General features: G+C 63.4%; 14 protein-coding genes. 11 read left to right on the top strand and 3 right to left on the bottom strand.

The features are described from left to right. Window positions 1-209 precede the first annotated feature (209 nt). From B9A23_RS15725 to B9A23_RS15710, 4 genes are read left to right on the top strand one after another with little or no spacing between them, the layout of a single operon-like run. On the top strand, window positions 210-1,559 hold the full coding sequence (locus B9A23_RS15725) for a cytochrome c family protein (protein WP_254895149.1): 1,350 nt from the start codon (window positions 210-212) through the stop codon (window positions 1,557-1,559). Further along, on the top strand, window positions 1,559-3,547 hold the full coding sequence (locus tag B9A23_RS15720) for a heme-binding protein (RefSeq protein ID WP_084280041.1): 1,989 nt from the start codon (window positions 1,559-1,561) through the stop codon (window positions 3,545-3,547). Before B9A23_RS15725 ends, B9A23_RS15720 begins: the two co-directional genes overlap by 1 nt. Further along, window positions 3,547-5,571: a hypothetical protein gene (locus B9A23_RS15715; protein WP_139797507.1), complete on the top strand. Its 2,025-nt coding sequence runs from the start codon at window positions 3,547-3,549 to the stop codon at window positions 5,569-5,571. The genes B9A23_RS15720 and B9A23_RS15715 overlap by 1 nt, the downstream gene beginning before the upstream one ends. Then, window positions 5,571-10,157, top strand: a complete 4,587-nt coding sequence (locus B9A23_RS15710; protein WP_084280040.1) for a hypothetical protein — start codon at window positions 5,571-5,573, stop codon at window positions 10,155-10,157. The genes B9A23_RS15715 and B9A23_RS15710 overlap by 1 nt, the downstream gene beginning before the upstream one ends. 53 nt (window positions 10,158-10,210) lie before the next feature. Here B9A23_RS15710 and B9A23_RS15705 read toward each other — a convergent pair whose 3' ends face one another. Then, window positions 10,211-10,588 (bottom strand): hypothetical protein, encoded by a 378-nt coding sequence (locus B9A23_RS15705; RefSeq protein WP_084280039.1) that lies wholly within the window; start codon window positions 10,586-10,588, stop codon window positions 10,211-10,213. Then, the gene (locus B9A23_RS15700) at window positions 10,578-10,766 is read right to left on the bottom strand and encodes a hypothetical protein (RefSeq protein WP_084280038.1); all 189 of its coding nucleotides are present in this window, start codon (window positions 10,764-10,766) and stop codon (window positions 10,578-10,580) included. Before B9A23_RS15700 ends, B9A23_RS15705 begins: the two co-directional genes overlap by 11 nt. Before the next feature lie 118 nt (window positions 10,767-10,884). On the opposite strand from B9A23_RS15700, the gene B9A23_RS15695 reads away from it, so the two are divergent. Then, window positions 10,885-11,613, top strand: a complete 729-nt coding sequence (locus tag B9A23_RS15695; RefSeq protein ID WP_084280037.1) for a S24 family peptidase — start codon at window positions 10,885-10,887, stop codon at window positions 11,611-11,613. A 47-nt stretch (window positions 11,614-11,660) separates the two neighbouring features. After that, window positions 11,661-12,329 carry an MBL fold metallo-hydrolase gene (locus B9A23_RS15690; protein WP_084280036.1) on the top strand — a complete coding sequence of 223 codons (669 nt, stop codon included), beginning with the start codon at window positions 11,661-11,663 and terminating at the stop codon, window positions 12,327-12,329. 37 nt (window positions 12,330-12,366) lie between these two features. Here B9A23_RS15690 and B9A23_RS15685 read toward each other — a convergent pair whose 3' ends face one another. Next, window positions 12,367-12,759: an MAPEG family protein gene (locus tag B9A23_RS15685; protein ID WP_084280035.1), complete on the bottom strand. Its 393-nt coding sequence runs from the start codon at window positions 12,757-12,759 to the stop codon at window positions 12,367-12,369. Window positions 12,760-13,005: 246 nt separating this feature from the next. Here B9A23_RS15685 and rpmF point away from each other — a divergent pair, with 246 nt between their 5' ends. The 5 genes from rpmF to B9A23_RS15660 all read left to right on the top strand — a co-directional run bounded on the left by rpmF (window position 13,006) and on the right by B9A23_RS15660 (window position 16,177). Beyond that, window positions 13,006-13,185: a 50S ribosomal protein L32 gene (gene rpmF, locus B9A23_RS15680; RefSeq protein WP_039331452.1), complete on the top strand. Its 180-nt coding sequence runs from the start codon at window positions 13,006-13,008 to the stop codon at window positions 13,183-13,185. A 24-nt stretch (window positions 13,186-13,209) separates the two neighbouring features. Further along, on the top strand, window positions 13,210-14,301 hold the full coding sequence (plsX, locus tag B9A23_RS15675; protein ID WP_084280034.1) for a phosphate acyltransferase PlsX: 1,092 nt from the start codon (window positions 13,210-13,212) through the stop codon (window positions 14,299-14,301). After that, on the top strand, window positions 14,298-15,275 hold the full coding sequence (locus B9A23_RS15670; RefSeq protein ID WP_084280033.1) for a beta-ketoacyl-ACP synthase III: 978 nt from the start codon (window positions 14,298-14,300) through the stop codon (window positions 15,273-15,275). The genes plsX and B9A23_RS15670 overlap by 4 nt, the downstream gene beginning before the upstream one ends. 160 nt (window positions 15,276-15,435) lie before the next feature. Beyond that, a complete protein-coding gene (locus tag B9A23_RS15665; RefSeq protein ID WP_084280032.1) occupies window positions 15,436-15,732 on the top strand; it encodes an integration host factor subunit alpha in 297 nt (98 codons plus the stop codon). Between the two features lie 10 nt (window positions 15,733-15,742). Further along, window positions 15,743-16,177 (top strand): MerR family transcriptional regulator, encoded by a 435-nt coding sequence (locus B9A23_RS15660; protein WP_084280031.1) that lies wholly within the window; start codon window positions 15,743-15,745, stop codon window positions 16,175-16,177. The last annotated feature ends 305 nt before the right edge of the window (window positions 16,178-16,482 follow it).

Below are 16,482 nucleotides of genomic sequence, written 5' to 3'. Positions count from 1 at the left end.
GAAAGTGCCATTCGGCACTTGAACGATATGGCAAGAGTGTCCTAGTCTAAGGGTAACGGGGTCGCATTGCAGCACTTCCGGCAATCATCGCAACGCTAGGCAAAGCCAGCGTTGCGGTCCGCCGGTGGGGACGAGGGGCAATGCAGAGATACTACATGGCAATCCGGCGGCTTGCGGCATTATGCCGGGCTGTTCCGCGTTCGGGCGTTATGGCCTTCGCGGCTTGCGTCGCCATGGCCGGCGTTGCGCTTGGCGCATCGTCGCTTGTTTCTCCCGCTGCAGTGCAGGCTCAGGGCGCGCCGATGGGAATGCGCGGCCATCTTGGCGTAGCGTCGTGTGCCGGCTCCACCTGTCACGGCCGCAGCGTTGCCGATGGCGCCGTCGTGCGCCAGGATGAAGTGCTGCGCTGGCAGGAAGATTCCTCGCCTACCGGCGCGCACAGCCGCGCCTGGCGCGTGATTCAGGAGCCGCGCGGCCAGGCGATCGTCCGCCGCATGGGTCTTGATGCTGCCGGCGTTCAGCGCGAATGCGCCGGCTGCCACGCATCGCCCGGATCCTCGCGTCCATCCGATGGCGTCGATTGCGAAGCTTGCCACGGCGCATCGGGCGGCTGGCTCTCGACTCACTACACCGTCGGCGCCAGCCACACTCGCAACGTCGCGCAAGGGATGACCGACCTCGTGCGGCCGCAGGTCAAGGCGCAGGTATGCCTCGATTGCCACTTCTCGGGCGATGCCAGGGGGCAGTTCATTGCCCACCGTATCATGGCCGCCGGTCATCCGCGCATCTCGTTCGAACTGGACCTGTTCTCCACGCTGCAGCAGCACCACGATGAGGACGCCGATTATGTCCAGCGAAAGGGCGGCAAGACCAGCGCCATGCGCATGTGGGCGGTGGGCCAGGCCGAAGCGGTAAAGCGCAGCCTCGAACTCTACAGCCAGCCGGCGCGGGCGATGGATGGGATCTTCCCCGAGTTCACATTCTACGATTGCCATTCCTGCCATCGCCGGATCTACGACAGCGAGGACGGCAACGTCACGGCCGTGCGCAACCCGGGCCGTCCGGTCGATCTCGGCACGCCGCCCTACAATGACGAGAACATGATCATGTTGCTCGCCGCCGCGCGCGTGGTCGCGCCAGACGCTGCGGCCCAGTTCGATGCGCGGGCCAAGGCCTTCCACAAGGCAATGCTGGCTAACCGGGCCGAAACGGTCGCAGCAGCGCAAGCATTGCGCCAGTCGGCAGATGCCCTGTCCGACCGCTTTGCGTCGACCAGCTTCACTCGCGAGCAGACCTTCGCGATCATGGAATCGATCGCCAGCGATGCCATCGGTGAACGCTACACCGATTATGAAGGTGCGGTGCAGTCGGTCATGGCGGTCGATACCCTGCTTGGCGGCATGGTGAACCAGGGCATGGTTTCGTCCGGCGCGGCCAATGGCCTGCGTGTGCAGATCAACCAGGCCTATGCCGCGGTGCGCGATCCCAACGGGTTCCAGCCGCTCGCCTTCCGCCGCGCGCTCGGCAGCGCGGTCCGTTCGATCCGGAGCCTTCGCTGATGCCCCTGCCGCTGGCTCTTCGTCAGACCACCGCGGTCGCGCTTGCCCTGTCCCTGACGCTTGCTGGGTGTGGCGGCGGTGATTCCAGCTCCGGCGGGACCTTCACGCCAACGCCAACGCCCACCGCAGCGGCGCGCTTCTTCAGCGATCCGGCGCAGGAAGCGCTGACGGCCGCCGAAGTCCAGCAGATCATCGCGCAGGCCGTGGGTGAGGCGAGGGCGCTCAATTATCCTGCGATCATCGCGGTCGTCGATCGTGTCGGCAACGTGCTTGGCGTTTTCCGCATGAACGGCGCGGCCACGCGGATGCTCATCAGCCAGCGCACCGCCACCGGCGAGATTTCCCCGCGCGAGATCGACGCGCAGGGCCTTGAGGTCGAGGCGACCATGGGCGCGATCTCGAAGGCTGTGACAGCGGCCTATCTCTCTTCCAGCGGCAATGCTTTTTCCACTCGCACGGCCAGCATGATCGTGCAGGAACATTTCCCGCCGGCGCCGAACACGCCGGGTCTGGAATCCGGCCCGCTGTTCGGCGTCCAGTTCAGTCAGCTCCCCTGTTCGGATCTTTCGTCTCGCTTTGTAACGGGAAATCCGGGCACTGCTGCCTTCATCGGACCCAAGCGCGCGCCGCTCGGCCTTGCGGCTGACCCAGGCGGTTTGCCGCTTTACAAGAACGGAGTGGTTGTCGGCGGCATCGGCGTCATGGCGGACGGAGATTATGCCTACGATCCCGATGTGACCAATGTCGACGGCGACCCTGAGGAATTCATGGCGCTCGCCGGCATACAGGGCTTTGCGCCCGCATTGGACATCCGGGCTGATCGCATCCCGGTCGACGGATCGACCCTCCGCTTCGCGGACGCCCGCATCGAAGGCCTGCACCCGTTGCAGACCAGCTTTGCCGCGATCAACAACGTCGTGGGCACGCTGATCCCGGTCCGCGGCTACTACGACGGGCGCGACGTGCTCCCGGGGACGCCCTACGGCACCGAGGCCAGCGGCATTCGTCGCGCCAAGACGAGCGAGTTCTCTCTCGCCGACGCTTACGTGCTCAGCGACGGCGCCGGCAACGATCGCTACCCGATCAAGGGAGGGACCGACGCGGCCGAGGTCGGAACGCCGCTGACGGCGGCCGAAGTGCGCGCGGTGCTCGAAGAGGCCTTTACCATCATGACGCGCGCGCGCGCGCAGATCCGTCGCCCGCTCGATAGCCGTGCCCAAGTCTCGATTTCGGTCGTCGACACCTATGGCGAGGTGCTCGGCCTTGTTCGTGGTCCGGATGCGCCGATCTTCGGTATCGACGTGTCGCTGCAGAAGGCCCGCACCGCAGCGTTCTTCTCGAACCGCGTTGCCGCCGAACAATTGCTCGCCAACACCGATGCCGAAATCCCGGCTTTCGTCCAGCGTGCGCGCGATTTTCTGGGCGATCAGACCGCACTCACTGGCAAAATCGCCTTTGCCGATCGCTCTGGCGGCAATCTCTCGCGCCCGTTCTTCCCGGATGGCGAAGTCGGCCGCCCGAACGGTCCGTTCTCGCGGCCGATCACCGATTTCAGCCCGCTTGCCACGGGCCTGCAGATCGCGCTGGTCAAGGCAAACCTCCTGCAGCACGCGGTCTTCGTCGAAGGCTCGCTCAACGCGCGCGATGTGGTGCAGCGCTGCACCGCCGTGCCCGACACCCCTACCGGCAAGAAGCGGCTGGCCAACGGTATCCAGATCTTCCCCGGCTCGGTGCCGATCTATCGTAACGGCAAGCTCGTCGGCGCAATCGGCATTTCCGGCGACGGTATCGACCAGGACGACATGATCGCCTTCCTCGGGACGCACAATGGCGGCGCCAAGGCCGGCACGATCGGCAATGCGCCCAAGGAAATTCGCGCCGATACCATCGTGGTGCCGGTCGGGCAGGGGGTGCGCCTGCGCTATGTGAACTGCCCGTTCGCGCCATTCCTTGATACGACCGACCAGAACGTCTGCGAGGGCAAGTGATGCAGCAGGTGGCTCTCCTCGTCGCGCCAGTCCTCGGTATCGCCCAGCCGCACGCCCAGCCCGCCACACTGCCGGCCACACTGCCGTTTCACGTGCTTGCCGCAGTAGAAGCCGCACAGGCAGGCTCTGGTGAGCCGCAAGCGGCGACGAGCGCACAAAGCGAGGCAGCACCGCTTCCGGGTGGCGAGACCGACGCTGATGGCGCACTGATCGACGGTCGCCGCCGGCCTGGCTTCAACAAGCAGCTCCCCGAGAAGGTCGAGCAGGACAATCCGGGCGCCGTAAATGCGCCGCCACCCGAAGCGTTTTACGACAAGTACGACGGCGAAGGCGCAGTGGGAGACCTCGGTCTCGATGTCGCGCTGCCAGATCGCTGGCGTATCATGTCATCGCTCTGCCCGCAGAAGGACAATCAGACCGGGCAGAAGGATCGGGCGATATACACGCTCTTTCCCAAGCTCGAATATGCCTGCCATTCGCAGCTCGATCCATTCCACCACAACCTGCTGAAGGGCGACAGGCCACTCGCGCGTGGCAAGCGCCCCGGCTTTCTCAAGGGCGATGACTGGTATCTCCTGGCCGGCGCCATCTCGGACACCGTCGTAGAACCGCGCAGTTTCCCGATTCCCGTTGGCAACCAGACGACGACCAACCCCAACGCCATCGACGTGTTCGGTCACAGCAACAGTCTTGTGCTGTCGCAGACGTTCATCGCCAGCCTTTCGCTGTTGAAGGGTATGACGGCCTACAAGCCGCCGGTCATCGAGTATCGCATCGCTATCGCCGGTAACATCAACCACGTTCAGGTGCCCGAGCGGCGAGTCCTGTTTGTCGAACCATCGAAGGGCACCAGGCGCACCGACGCCTTTGTTGGCCTGCAGGAAGCCTTCATGGATTATCATATCGGCCGGTTCGATTCGAAGCGGTACGATTTCGTCTCGATCCGCACCGGCATCCAGCCGATCCAGTCCGATTTTCGCGGTTTCCTGTTCAACGACAACCAGCTTGGCATCCGCCTGTTCGGCAATCGGGACAACAACCGCTTCCAGTTCAATCTTGCCGCGTTCTGGCGGCTCGAGAAGGAAACAAATTCCGGCCTGAACGACGTCAGCCGTGCCCCGCGCAACGACTGGGTGTTCATGGGCAATCTCTATCGGCAGGATTTCCCGATCGTCGGCCTGACCAGCCAGGTCTCGGTCACCTACAACATGAACCGCGAACGGAACGACATCACGGTCGATACCAATGGTTTCCCGGTCCGTCCGGCATTGTTGGGCGATCTGCGCGGCCGGGAATACGATGTCGTGTACCTCGGCTATGCCGCCGATGGCCGCATCGGCCGGCTGAACCTCACCGCGCAGGCCTATCTCGCGCTGGGCGAGGATCGCAACAACTTCATCACCAGCCGCGCGGCAGAGATCAAGGCCTTCATGGCCGCCGCCGAACTCAGCTACGACATCGACTGGACGCGGATCCGCCTCTCAGGCCTGTGGGCCAGTGGTGACAGCGATCCTTACGACAAGACCGAAGGCGGCTTCGACGCGATCTTCGAAAATCCGCAGTTCGCAGGGGCCGATACCAGCTACTGGATTCGCCAGACCATCCCGTTTGCCGGTGGGGGGCGTGCAATCTCGGTCAATGGACGCAATGGCATCCTCAATTCTCTGCGCACGTCCAAGGAGCAGGGGCAGTCCAATTTCACCAATCCCGGCACGATGCTGCTCGGCCTTGGCACCGATTTCGACCTGACGCCCACCTTGCGCGTATCGACCAACGTCAACCACCTGTGGTTCGAGAACACCAGGATTATCCAGATCCTGCGCAACGAGGGCTCGATCCCGCGGGACATCGGCTTCGATGCCTCGGTCTCGGCAATCTGGCGGCCAAACGCCTCGCAGAACATCGTCTTCCGCCTCTCGGGCGCCGTGCTCGAACCGGGCGGCGGCTTTGATGACCTGTTCGCACAACAGGGCAAGGCCAAGCGCTTCTATTCCGTCCTCGCCAACGCGACCCTGGCCTTCTGATGACCAAGCTCATGATCCACACGCGCCGCTTCCGCTCCCTTCCGCTGGCCTGGCTCATTGCAGCGCTAACCGCGCTTGTCGTGCCGAGCGCGCTCTATGCCTCGGGCGAGGAGACGGCGCAGAAGGTCACCTACACGCGCGCGCCTGCCGCACCTCGTGGCCAGCCGGGTGATACGGCCGAGGAACAGTGGGCCTTCGTCGACAAGCAGAACGCCGGCTGCGTCAGTTGCCATACCCAGAGCGACCACCGCACCATGCACGCCAGCCCGGCCGTGGTGCTATCATGCGCCGATTGCCATGGTGGCAACACCAAGGTCGTGGCGGACCGGTCGTGGAACCGCAATTCCATGGAATATGTCGGCGCAATGAAGGACGCGCACGTCCTGCCCAAGTATCCCGCCGCCTGGGGATGGCCATCTTCGGCAAACCCCAAGCGCTCCTATGGCCTGCTTGCCAAGGAAAGCCCGGAGTTCATCCGTTTTGTGAACCCGTCGGACTATCGCGTCGCGCGCGATTCCTGCGGGGCGTGCCACATGCAGATCATCGAGGCATCGGAACGCTCGCTGATGTCGACGGGTGCGATGCTGTGGGGTGGCGCTGCCTACAATAACGGTATCGTGCCGTTCAAGAACTACCTGTTCGGCGAAAGCTTCACCCGCAATGGCGAGCCGGCGCTGCTCAAGTCTGCGTCCAAGGAAATCGGCGCGGACGGCAAGCCGATGTGGGGTACGGTCACGCCGCGTGAGAAGGCCCGTGGCGCACTGCCGATCATGTATCCTCTGCCACGCTGGCACACGATTCCACCAGGCGACGTGTTCCGCGTGTTCGAGGACGGTGGCCGGACCATCAACCCGCAGTTCCCCGAAATCGGGCTGCCCAACTCGACTGGCCTTATCCAGCGTCTTGACGAACCGGGCCGCCCCGACCTGAAGCAGTCCAACCGCGGCCCGGCGACCGGCCTGCGCGTCGCCATTCCCGTGCTCAACATCCACAAGACCCGTCTGAACGACCCGTTCCTGTTCCAGATGGGCACCAACGACCAGCCGGGTGACTACCGCTCATCGGGCTGTGCCTCGTGCCATGTCATCTATGCGAATGACCGCGAGCCGCGCCACTCGCTGAACTACGGCAAATGCGGGCGTGATGGTCAGACCATCACTGCAGACCCGACGATCAATTCCCTGCGCGAGGGCCAGCACCGCAAGGGTGCTTACGGTTCATACGACGCTGAAAGGGAAGAGCATCACGACAAGGTCCGGGCGACGGTTATGGGCGGCAAGGGTGCCTACGTTGGCGGCGACAAGACCTATCCCGAACGGTCGAGCGATATGGACGGCGACTGCGCCCGGGCAATCTCGTCTGCCGAACAACTTGTCTATTCGCCGGGCAAGGGCGTCGCGCCGCATGGTTCGATGGACCATGACAAGATGGACCAGGCCTCGGCCCACGCCATGGCTGGTCTCGATGCCAAGGGCCACGCGAAGGCCGAAGCGGACCACGGTGCCGAGCCGATGGGCCCTGTCGCCATGCAGGACCGTGAACGCGGCCACCCGCTCGTCCATGCCTTCACCCGCGCCATTCCCACCGCGCAGTGCATGAACTGCCACATGCACCAGCCTAATATCTTCCTCAATTCCTACCTCGGCTACACGATGTGGGACTATGAATCCGATGCGCCGACGATGTGGCCCGGGCCCGAGAACCGTGCCCCCAAGCCCGATGGCATGTCTGACGAGCAATACGCGAAGACGTTCAAGAAGCAGTTCTATCCGAACATCGACGAGCAGCGCGAAGTGCTCGATCGCAACCCGGAAGGCGCATCGACGCGCGGATTGTGGCGCGACGTCGAATTCCTTCGCAACGTCTATGACGTGAACGATACGCTAAAGGACACGCAGTTCGCCGACTACCATGGCCACGGCTGGAACTTCCGCGCCATCCTCAAGCGTGACCGTCGTGGCAATCTGCTCGACGATGAAGGCGACATGTCGTCTTACGGCACCGACAAGGCGCACATCATCGATCCGAACGATCCGGAAAAGTTCCGCAAGGCTGGCGAGGGCAAGTTCGTCGAACCAGGGGCAAGCAATCCCGGCAAGGCCGTGCACATGATGGACATCCACGCCCAGCTTGGCATGCAGTGCGCCGATTGCCACTTCGCGCAGGACAGCCACGGCAACGGCATGATCTATGGCGAAGTCGCCAATGCAGTCGAGATCGGTTGCAAGGACTGCCACGGCACGCCCGACAATTATCCGACGCTGCTTACCTCGAACATGGCGGCGCCCGAGAAGGGCAACAACCTTGCCCTGCTGCGAAATGCCGATGGCCAGCGCCGCTTCGAATGGTTCAACGAGGCTGACGGGCGGCGTGTCCTTCTCCAGCGCTCGATCATCGATCCCAACCTGTCGTGGCGTGTCAGTCTGGTGAAGGATTCGGTCGATGCCCGCTTTGCCGGCAAGATGGATGCATCGGGCAAGCCGATCTTCAACCCCAAGGCGGCGCGCGCCAAGCTGATGGCCAAGTCCGCCTCCGATGACGGCGTCTACAAATTCGGCACCGGCGTGCCCAAGGAGGCGCGCGCCCACCGCGATGACGACATGGCCTGCTTCACCTGTCACCTTTCGTGGACGACCTCGTGTGCCGGCTGCCATCTGCCGATCGAGGCAAACTGGAAGTCGGCCACGCACAAGTACGAGGAAGACTACACCCGCAACTATGCGACCTATAACCCGCAGGTCGCGCGCGACGACATGTTCCAGCTTGGCAAGCATCAGCGCAACAAGTCTTCGGGAAGCGATCCTGTACAGTTCGATGCAGCCGGAAACCCGGTCAGCGGCAAGGCGATCACCGCGCCGATCCGTTCGACCTCGGCACTGATCCTGTCGTCCACCAACATCAACCGCGAACGCATCTACGTGCAGCAGCCGCCGATCTCCTCGATCGGCTACTCGTCACAGGCCTTCGCGCCGCACTTCCCGCATACTGTCCGCAAGAACGAGACCAAGCAGTGCACAGACTGCCACGTCAGCGAAGATGACGACAACAACGCCACCATGGCGCAGCTGTTGCTGCTGGGAACAAACTACGTGAACTTCGTCGGCATGAACGCCTGGTTCGGTCTCGACGGCGGCTTCGAAGCGGTCCGGGTTACCGAGTGGGACGAACCGCAGGCCGTGATCGGCTCCTATCTCCACCGCTACGCCTATCCCGACTACTGGAAGCAGCATGTCGAAAAGAACGGTCGCGAGTTGAAGAACTGGACGCGCGGCAGGATCGTCGATGGCAAGCTGTCGGGCGAAACCACGGGGCAGGAGCAATTCGCCAACGTGGTGGAAGGCACCAAGGACGCCGTGCGCTGCTTGCAGATGCGTGGCGAGTACATGTTTGTCGCCGAAGGCAAGGGCGGCTTCCGCGCCTATGACATCGCGGCAATCGGCAACAAGGGCTTCTCTGAGCGGATCACCACTGCGCCGTTCTCGCCCTTGGGCCATGACACGCACGTTGCCACAACGAACGCCACCTGCATGGCGCTGCCGACCAACCAGTCGATCGCGCCCACGCGCAACACGCCTGAATTGCGCGGCCTCAACCAGGAGCAGCCGTTTTCGCCGATTTACAGCTATGCCTTCGTGACCGATGCCGTCGAAGGGCTGATCGCGGTCAATGTCGACACGCTGGCTGACGGCGAATTCCGCAACAACTTCTTTGACCGCGCGCTGACCTTCAATCCCGATGGCGTGCTCACCGGTGCGCGGCACATCACGCTGGCAGGGGACTATGCCTACATCGTCACCGACAAGGCGCTGGTCACCGTCCACCTGCCCAAGCCATGGTCGGCGCAGAAGCCGTGTGAGGTAGCTGAGAAGAAGGGCGGCGAAACCTGCCTCGATCCGCGCATCACCTCGGTCGTGCCCTTGCGCGATCCGCGCGCCACCGCGGCGCAGTTCCGCTATCTCTGGGTAACTACGGCCAACGGCCTTGAGCTGATGGACATCACCAACCTGGCGCAGCCTAAGGCCGTGCCCTCGGCCACCTTGCCGCTGGCCGATGCCCGCCGCGTCTACCTTGCGCGCACATATGCCTATGTTGCGGCCAAGTCTCAGGGGCTGGTCATTGTCGACATCACCGCGCCAACGCGCCCGACGATCTACACCAGCTACACCGCCGACGGGCAGCTTAACGATGCCGAGGATGTGATCGTCGGATCAACCAACGCCTCGCTCTTCGCCTATGTCGCTGATGGGCGAAACGGGATGAAGGTGCTGCAACTGACGTCGCCGGCCAGCCAGCCCAACTTCTACGGCTTCTCGCCAGAACCCAAGCCGGAACTGATCGCATGGGCCCGCACACCCACGCCGGCACTGGCCCTGTCCAAGGGACTGGATCGTGATCGCGGCGTTGATGAGACTGGCGGGCAGATGGCAGTCTTCGGCCGCCTCGGCTCGCGTCCGTTCACCCGGCCCGAGATGGAAGAGCTGTTCCTCAACGGCAAGGGCGAGGTCTTCCGCGTCTCGAACGCCGTGGACATGAGCTTGTGGGTCGGTGCCAAGGCCGCCCCCATGCTGGCCAGGATCGATAACTAGCGTTCTGCAGTTGGAGAGGAGAGCGGGTGCCTCGCGGGGCACCCGCCAATCTCTCAGGCCTCGTCCAGCACCAGGATCTCGCACTCGACTTCCATGAGGGGAGCGCGCAGCAGTTCGTGATCGACGCGCGTCACCGCGGCATCGGCAACAAGCCGCCCACGCAACTGGAACTCGTGCTCTGGCAGGCGGACGACGAAGCTTTCCCCATCGCTCACGGCCTCGCTCCCGGCAAAGCGCAGCACTAGCTTGTGCCGCGCGCCGGTGAAGGTGATGCTCGCCCACGGCGTCTCGTCATGGCTGACAACTTCGGCATGGGGCCCTGCCACTTCGCGCACAGCCCGCAGCAGCCGTTCGGAGCCAGCAAGACGGCGTGGCGGCAGCACCGTGCCGATCACGGACTTGGTCTCGAACGCATGAGGATCAAGCAGCATGGACATTCTCTCCAAAAGTGTTCATGAAATGTTCCACGCGTGATGACAGCGCGGAGCGTGGCTCCCGGCCATTGCGCAAGTCGCCCACGAAGCGTGGATCGTGCGCGGCAAGGCGGCCGAACTTGGTGACGGGCATCCCCGTCTGGCGAAGGAAGCTCTCGATCTTGGGGAGCAACATGCGTTGAAGACCCTCCGGTTGCTAAGCCGCGAAAGACGACTCGAAATAGGATTTTTCCTATGTTGATCTTGAAATCCTACAATGCTAGGAAAAGTCCTTCGAAATCGGAGTGAGCAAGATGGTCATGGCAGAGAGCGAATCGGATGATGGCGTGCGCGCGCGTCTTGTCGGCCTCGCCATGCAGCGGGGCGTCAGCCTCTCTGCGCTCTCGGCCCTGATCGGCCGCAACACGACCTATCTCCAGCAATTCGTCCGCAAGGGCAGTCCACGCAAGCTGGAAGAGAATGACCGGCGCACCCTGGCCGAATTCTTCGGCGTGCCGGAAAGCGATCTCGGTGCCTCGCCCCGTGGCGGCGTGATCGTGGCGGGCGAGGAGCGCAATGCATTCAAGGGTGTGGGGCAGGGGGCTCCCCGTGGCAGCATGCCGCCCCGCGCAATTACGGCCGAATGGGCCGACATTCCCCGCCTGCCACTGGGCGCATCGGCTGGTCCCGGCACGCTCCCGGCAGAGGAAATTCCATCTGGCCGCCTGCGCTTCAATCATCGGTGGCTCAAGGGGCAGGGGCTCGAACCCGCGATGCTTTCGGTGATCGAAGTCGAGGGCGATTCGATGGAGCCGACCTTGCGCGATGGCGACGAGATTCTCGTCGACCGCACGCCGCGCCCGTTGCGCGCCGGCATCCACGTGATCCGCCTCGATGACGTGCTGCTGGTCAAGCGCCTCGAACCCGGCCCCGGCGGCTCGGTGCGGATTATCTCGGACAATTCGGCCTATCCCCGGCTGGAGCGCCTGCTGAACGAGGTCGAACTCGTTGGCCGCGTCGTCTGGAAGGGTGGTCGGCTCTGACCTATGCGGTGCTTGCCAATTTGCCGCCCACACGCCATCTCAGCGGCATGACCCAGCCTACTGCCGAACCGCCCTTCAAGGTCGCGATCATCCCCGTCACGCCGCTTCAGCAGAACTGTACGCTGGTCTGGTGCACCAAGACCATGCGCGGTGCTTTCATCGATGCCGGCGGCGATCTCGACAAGCTGCGCAAGGCGATCGAGGTGACAGGCGTCACCATCGAAAAGCTGCTCGTCACGCACGGTCATCTCGACCACTGCGGCAGCGTCGGGATTTTCGCGCGTGAACTTGGCGTGCCGATCGAAGGCCCTCAGGAAGCCGACCGGTTCTGGATTGCGCAACTCGATGAAGATTCGCAGCGTTGGGGCATTCCCGCCGAGGTTTTCGAGCCCACCCGCTGGCTCAACGATGGCGACAAGGTCACCGTGGGCGAGGTCGAACTCGACGTGATTCATTGCCCCGGTCACACCCCGGGCCATGTCGTGTTCCACCACGCGCCAACGCAGGTGGCGATCGTCGGCGACGTGCTGTTCCAGGGTTCGATCGGTCGGACCGACTTTCCCATGGGCAATCATCAGGATCTGATCGATTCGATCACGCAGAAGCTCTGGCCGCTTGGCAACGACGTCACCTTCGTGCCCGGCCACGGCCCCAACAGCACATTCGGGCGGGAGCGGCAGACCAACGCCTATGTCAGCGATTATGCGTTGAGCTGAGCGACAGCCCCTCCCGTAGCGGGAGGGGCTGTTGTCCTTACATATCCAGTGCGATCGATACGGCCCACACCCCCAGCGCAAGCTGCGTGAGCATCGTCGTCAGGGTGCCTGCTGTGCGCAGGAAGCCGAGCGGGCCGCCGTCCATGCCGATGCCGTGCGCCACGCGGCCCAGCATGTAGACAGCCGCCACGCCCATCAGCCAGGGATTGCCGGTCCGCGCCAGTTCCACCGCTGCAAGAAGCACCAGCACCACCGGCGTGTTCTCGACGAAATTGGCCTGCGCCCGCATCCGCGCGATCAGTTCCATGTCGCCGCCGTCACCGATGCTGATCTTCTTGGCAGTGCGGACCATGCCGCAGCGAATGGATAGCCAGATGTTGATTGCCGCTGCAGCCGCAGCCGCACACAGCGTTATTGGCAGTATCGTCATGCCTTTGATTATCCCCTCTCTTGCGGACCCCGATCCCGGCGCCCGCGGCAAAGGCTAGCGCGGGCGCGCTTGCAAAGCACCAGAAAATCCGTATAGGCGCGCCTTCGCCCAGCGATTGGCGAATCCCGTGTCCGTCTGGCGTTCTCGCCGCGTACCGGTCCTGCCGCAAACAGGGCTTGTGCGAAGGGTCGGTTTTCCCTATCGCGCCCGCAACAAAACTACGCAATTCTAAGAACAGGTGCCGAGATGGCCGTCCCTAAAAGAAAGACTTCGCCCTCACGCCGGGGCATGCGCCGCAGCCATGACGCGCTCAGCGTCGAAGCGTTCCACGAATGCTCCAACTGCGGTGAACTCAAGCGCCCGCACAACCTGTGCAACGCTTGCGGTCACTACAACGGTCGCGAAGTCATCGCCGTCGGGCTCTAAGCCTCAAAACGGGGGACTGAGGACATGAGTCTGCCGCGTATCGCCGTCGATGCGATGGGCGGCGATGAGGGTGTGCGCGTGATGGTTGAAGGCGCGGCGCTTGCCCGTCGTCGCCATGACCGATTCAAGTTCCTCCTCGTTGGTGACGAGGGCCACATCAAGCAGGCCCTCGAAAGCCACCCCAATCTTCGCGAAGCTTCGGAAATTCTCCACGCGCCCGATGTCGTTTCGGGCGACGAGAAGCCGACGCAGGCCCTTCGCCGCGCCAAGACCACATCGATGGGGTTGGCAATCAATGCGGTGAAACAGGGCCATGCCGGGGCTGCCGTCAGCGCGGGCAATACCGGCGCGCTCATGGCCATGGCCAAGCTTGCGCTGCGCACGATGCCCGGCATCGATCGTCCCGCGCTCTCGGCCTTGCTGCCGACTCTGGGCGAGCATGACCTGATCATGCTCGATCTCGGCGCCAACACCGATTGCGATGCGCGCAATCTGGTCCAGTTCGCGATCATGGGCGCCGCCTATGCCCGCATCGTCAATGGACTCGAATCCCCGCGCGTCCGGCTGCTCAACATCGGCACCGAAGAGACCAAGGGTACCGATTCCCTGCGCGACGCCGCCAACCAGCTCAAGGCTTTGGCAGGCGATCTGGCACTCAGCTTCGATGGTTTCACCGAAGCGGACAAGCTCTCGCGTGGCGATTGCGATGTCGTGGTTACCGATGGCTTTTCCGGCAACATCGCACTGAAATCGATGGAAGGGGCAGCCCGTTTCGTGGCAGACCTGCTGCGCCGCAGCTTTTCCTCGTCGCTTCGATCGAAGTTCGGCTTCCTGATCTCGCGCCCGGCAACCGAGCTGCTCAAGCACCACCTCGATCCCAACAACCACAACGGCGCGGTCTTCCTCGGCCTCAACGGCGTCGTCGTGAAGAGCCATGGCAGCGCCTCGGCGCTCGGCGTGGCCAATGCCGTTGCGGTCACCGCCCGCCTGCTGGAGGAAAACCTGACCGAGCGTATTGAAGCCGATCTCGCGCGTCTCGGCGCCGAGACCATTCGGACTTCCGGCCGCAGTTCGCGGGCCAAGGCCCAGGCCGAAACCGGTGAGGACGCGGCATGACGACACGCGCGATCATTCGCGGCAGCGGATCGGCCCTGCCGCAGCGCTGCGTCACCAATGCCGAAATGGCGCAGATGGTCGATACGACCGACGAATGGATCATCGAGAGGACCGGCATCCGCCAACGCTACATTGCCGGGGAAGGGGAAACCACCTCGACGCTTGCCACCGAGGCTGCTCGTCGCGCCCTCGCAGCCGCCGGCATCGAGGCATCCAAGGTCGATCTCATAGTATTGGCTACCGCCACGCCCGACCAGACGTTTCCGGCTACCGCGACGATCGTTCAGCACAATCTCGGTTGCAATGGCGGCATCGCGTTCGACGTCGCGGCGGTCTGCTCCGGCTTCCTCTATGCCTTGGCCACGGCGGATTCGATGATCCGCACCGGCATGGCCAAGTGCGCGCTGGTGATCGGCGCGGAAACCTTCAGCAAGATTCTCGACTGGGATGACCGCACGACGTGCGTGCTTTTCGGAGATGGTGCCGGCGCGATCGTGCTTGAAGCGCAAGACGTTGACGAGAACGATCCGAAAGCACCCGGCGTAATTGCCTCGCGCCTCCATGCCGACGGAGCGCATAACGAACTGCTCTATGTCGATGGCGGCGTTTCCACCACCGGCACGATTGGCAAGGTCCGCATGAAGGGCCGCGAAGTCTTCCGTCACGCCGTGACCAATCTCGCCAATGTTCTGCGTGAAGTGCTTGAAACTTCGGGGCATGACGCTGCCGAGATCGATTGGGTCGTCCCGCACCAGGCCAACTTCCGCATTCTCGACGCCACGGCACGCAAGCTCGACCTGCCGGCTGAAAAGGTCGTCGTCACGGTTGATCGGCACGCCAACACAAGCGCCGCGTCAGTGCCTCTGGCATTCGACGTTGCCGTGCGCGATGGGCGCATCAAGAAGGGTGACCTCGTGATGTTCGAGGCCATGGGCGGCGGCTTCACCTGGGGCGCCAGCCTCGCACGCATCTGAAGCTTGCCTCGCCTGGAGCCGTCCGGCGGCCCCGTAAAACGTTCCGTCCCGCTTCGGTCCGATCTTATCCTTTGCAGGCAACGCATTGCATTGCGTTCCGCAGAATCAGCGTTATTGTCCTGCCTCTTGGCGTTTTCTGACTTCTGGGGGGAATTTAAGGATGCGTTCCGTAGGTACACTGACCCGCGCGGATCTGGCTGAAAGCATCAACCGGCGCGTTGGCCTGTCTCGCGCAGATTCGCTGGAGATGGTCGAATCCATTCTTCAGCACATGTGCAACGCGCTCTCCGATGGCGAGAACGTGAAGATTTCCGGTTTCGGCACCTTCCTGCTGCGTGACAAGGCCGAAAGGATCGGCCGCAATCCGAAGACCGGGGTCGAAGTGCCGATCACGCCGCGCCGCGTCCTGACCTTCCGCGCCAGCCAGATGCTGAAGGACCGCATCGGCCAGGGCTGATCGTTAACGGATGAGCGAACCCGAACTTCCAGATGCCGGATCGGCTCCGGACGACCGCCCTGCGGACGTCCCAGCCGATGGCAAGGACCCGGGCGCTTTCCGCACTATCGGCGAAGTGGCCAAGGCGCTCGGCATCCGCCAGCACGTCCTGCGCTATTGGGAAGAGCAATTTCCCACGCTCCGCCCGCTCACCCGAGCGGGCGGCCGCCGCTATTATCGTCCTGAAGACGTCGCCCTCATCACCGAGATCCACCGCCTCCTTCACAAGGAAGGCTTCACGATCAAGGGCGCAAGGCAGGCGCTGCGGGGGAAGAAGGGGCGCGCGGCAACTGCGGTGCCAATGCCTGAACCCGCGCCAATCGCGCCGGAAAATCAAGCCGCCGCGCCGCTGCTGGCGTACCTCCAATCCATCCGCAACCGGCTGGCTGCGGCGTTGGAAGAATAGGCGTCGACTGCCATCGTCGACTTTTCGTGGCCGCCCCGAGTTCGAAACCGAACCGGGCTTTTCTGCAAGATTGGCAGTGTCGCCAGTTGGATAGTGCAGCTTGATCAGGAACAGCACCTCTGCTGATGATGGACGCCAATGCCTGTGGGGTGACGTCACCGTAAACAATGCCGTGAAATGGGGATCCTCTACTGCGATATCAGCGTCAGAAAGCTGGTATGCTCCAGGCACTGCATATTCGGTTGCACTCAGGATCGGCGCGATCACAAAAGGCTCGCCGCCGTGCTCCTGCACGATGGTAATTC

The sequence above is a fragment of the Novosphingobium sp. B1 genome (genome assembly GCF_900176395.1).
In the GTDB taxonomy this organism is placed as follows: Bacteria; Pseudomonadota; Alphaproteobacteria; order Sphingomonadales; family Sphingomonadaceae; genus Novosphingobium.
This window is presented reverse-complemented; position numbering and strand designations above follow the sequence as displayed.